Origin of the sequence: Dietzia sp. B19, assembly GCF_014145155.1 — a bacterium.
GTDB lineage: Bacteria > Actinomycetota > Actinomycetes > Mycobacteriales > Mycobacteriaceae > Dietzia > Dietzia natronolimnaea.
In genome coordinates this window covers 1-2,978 of sequence record NZ_JAALED010000263.1, presented here as the reverse complement: position 1 = coordinate 2,978, position 2,978 = coordinate 1, and the positions used below count along the sequence as shown (strand labels likewise).

Sequence of the window (2,978 nt, the reverse complement as noted above, 5' to 3'; positions counted from 1 at the left end):
CCCCACATGGCCGCCACGGCCGAGTCGGGGTCGGGATCACCGACGGCGGCGGCGAGGCTGAGCCCGGGGACCCATTCGCTCACCACGATGCCGCCGGCGCGGCCGCGGATCACGTCGAGCACACGGGCGAGTCCGTCGGAGTAGACGCGGGTCAGGGCCACGGTCCGGTCGAGGACGCCCGTCGCCGAGCCCGGGGGTTGCTCGCCGGGCAGCGGATCGACGAAGGTCAAGGCGACCTCGCGACCAAGGCGCTTGTCGCGGGCTCGCCAGAACGCCTGACCGGCGACCCCGCCGTGGGGTTCGAGGAGCTCGTACCGCCCACCCGAGACCAGTCCCCCGGCGGTCAGGCGCGGTGGACCCGAGGGCGAACCCTGCGCCGGAACACCGTTGGCATCGCCCACCCGTCGACCTCCTCGATGACGCGGCCGTCCAGCCGATCCGCCCGCTCCTGACCCCCCGAGTGTACGGTTCGCCCGGCCCGGGACGACTATCGCCTCAGACGCCCCACGAGGCCCCGGAGGACGGGCGTGACGGCGTCCAGCTCCGGGAGTCGTGACCGCGACAGGATCAACCCGGTGACCACGAGGGTGATGACCGCGGCGAGCCCGGCCCGGAAGACGTACCCGATGCTGCCGACCGAGTCGGTCAGCAGGTCCAGGGGCAGGAGGGTGTCGACGGCGAGGGCGACGAGCGCTCCGGCAGCCGACGCGCCGAGGGTCCAGACCGCCGACCTCGCGGTCTCCCGCCCTCGCAGGGAGCCGAGCCTGCGGCGCAGCAGGATGTACCCGGCCACCGCGCCCACGACCCAGCCGATCCCGTTGGCCAGGGCGAGGCCGATCACCACGTGGGATCGTTCGTTCGCGACCAGCGGGACGATGAGCGACAGGACCACGCGGACGATGGTGATCGCGAGGATCATGATGGTCGGGGTCCAGTAGTCCTCGCGCGCGTAGAACACCCGCTGCTGGAGCAGGACCACCGCGTACGGCACCAGGGTGAACGCACCGAAGGCCAGGGTGAGGCCGAGGATGTCGGCGTTCGCGGCGTCGAAGTTGCCGTAGCGGAACAGGCCGGTCGCGATCGTCGGGCCGAAGGCGGTCATGAAGGCGATGATCGGCAACAGGCCGAAGAGGGACAGCCGGGTGCCGAGCGAGATGTCCCGCACGACCGCGTCCGTCCGCCCGGCGACGCCGTTGTCGGCCAGTCGTGGGTTGATGGCCGTCAGGAGGGTCACACCGATGATCCCGTACGGCACCTGGAGCAGCAGCCAGTACGTGCCGTAGATGGCGATGGCCGCCTCGTCGGCGGCGGAACCGATGCGGTTGGTCATGACCAGACCGACCTGCGAGATGAACACGTAGGACAATCCGGCGAGGGCGTTGCCCCCGAACTGACGGATCCGCGGGTCCAGCCCCCACTGTGGGCGCAGGACCACGCCGGCACGGCGTAGCGCGGGCACCAGGACCGCGGCCTGCACCACCACGCCGAGGGTCGTGCCCAGGCCGAGCAACAGGATGGGGGCGCTGAGGAGGTTGACCGGGGCCGCCGGGTCGATGCCGCTCCCGACGACCGCGAACAGCGCGAGGGTCGCGATGGCCACCAGGTTGTTCCACACCGGGGCCCACGCACCGGGTCGGAAGATCCCGTTGTAGTTGAGCACGGCGAGCATGACCGAGAAGACGCCGTAGAAGAAGATCTGAGGCAGCAGCAGGAAGGCGAACGCCGTGGCCAGGTCCGTGTTGACCTCACCGTCCCCGAGGTTGAGCTCGGTGAGGAGGGGTGCGCAGGCCACCGCCACCACCGTCGCGACCAGCGCCAACAGGGCGGTGGCCGTGAGCAGGCGCCGGATGAACGAGACCCCCCCGTCCGGGTCCTCCTGGGCCGCCCTGGCGAGCAGGGGCATGAACATGGCGGTGAGCACCGAACCCAGGACGAGCTCGGTGATCATGTTGGGCAGCGTGTTGGCGGTGTTGAACGCCGAGGCCACGGCGGGGCCGAGAATGGTGAGGATGAGGATCATCCGGACGAACCCGGTGATCCGGCTGGCGAGGTTGGCCACGGCCATCGACCCCGTGGACCGCATCACCGAGGCGTCGGAGGAGTCCCGCGTGGTGGAACCGGTCCCCCCGCCCCGGGTCGCCGGGCCCGGTGGGATCGGGACCACGGGGTCGACGGGTACCGAGTCGGGCGCGAACGAGTCGGCGACCGGTGGCGGCGAGACGGGGCGTGGCGAGACGCAGCTCCCGGATTCGCGGCGGCGGCCCCGCAGCCCGGGGTCCGGTCTACGCAGCCCGGGTTCGGGGGAACCCTGCTCGTCGTTCACGGTCGGTGCCCTTCGTCCGCGGGGTCGAGGATCCCCCGACGGTAGCGCAGGTACCGGCGGCCTCCGAGGACGAGGGCGAGTGCGGCCGCGGCGATCGCGAAGCCCTGCGCGACGGGATACCCACCGGACTGGACCGAGAGTTCGACCGGGTCGGACAGTCGCGTCCCGTCCGGTCCGTGGAGGGCGAAGACCACGGTGTGCCGGACCCCGCCCTCGGAGTCGGACTGGGTGGGGACCTGGAGGGTGCGGGAGCCCGCGGCCGGGATCTGGATGAGACCGACCGGGTCGACGGTGATGTCCTCGGGCGCGGTGACGGTCACGTCCACGCGCACGGGGAACGGCAGCGCGTTGCGGGTCACCAGCATGAGCGGACTGTTGGGACTCGCCATGGTGAACACGCTGCCCGGGGTCAGGAGATCGACGCGCGCCAGCGAGGCGGTCACCGTCTCCCCGAGCCGCGCCAGGCGGGTCGCGCCGCGGTCCCGGGCGGCCGCACCGGTCCCCGTCTCGAAGGTGAGACCGTCCCCGCCGGCGCGCCGACCGGTCTCCGAGATCGCCCGGAGGGCGTCACCCACCAGTGGGTCGAGGTGTGCGGCCGCATCCGCCGAGGTCGGGTCGGAGGTGTCCACCAGCGATCGGAGGGTCCCCGTCCCCA

The 2,978-nt window shown here is 72.0% G+C and carries 2 protein-coding genes and 1 pseudogene; all 3 read right to left on the bottom strand.

The features are described 5' to 3' along the window. Positions 1 to 401: pseudogene (locus G6020_RS08425) on the bottom strand (hypothetical protein); the annotation flags it as partial. Between the two features lie 86 nt (positions 402 to 487). Further along, complete coding sequence (locus G6020_RS08420; RefSeq protein WP_182610315.1) at positions 488 to 2,323, bottom strand: lipid II flippase MurJ; 1,836 nt, start codon at positions 2,321 to 2,323, stop codon at positions 488 to 490. Beyond that, positions 2,320 to 2,978 (bottom strand): DUF6049 family protein (locus G6020_RS08415; protein WP_241732627.1); only part of this gene is annotated, 659 nt, incomplete at its 5' end. The genes G6020_RS08415 and G6020_RS08420, both read right to left, overlap by 4 nt.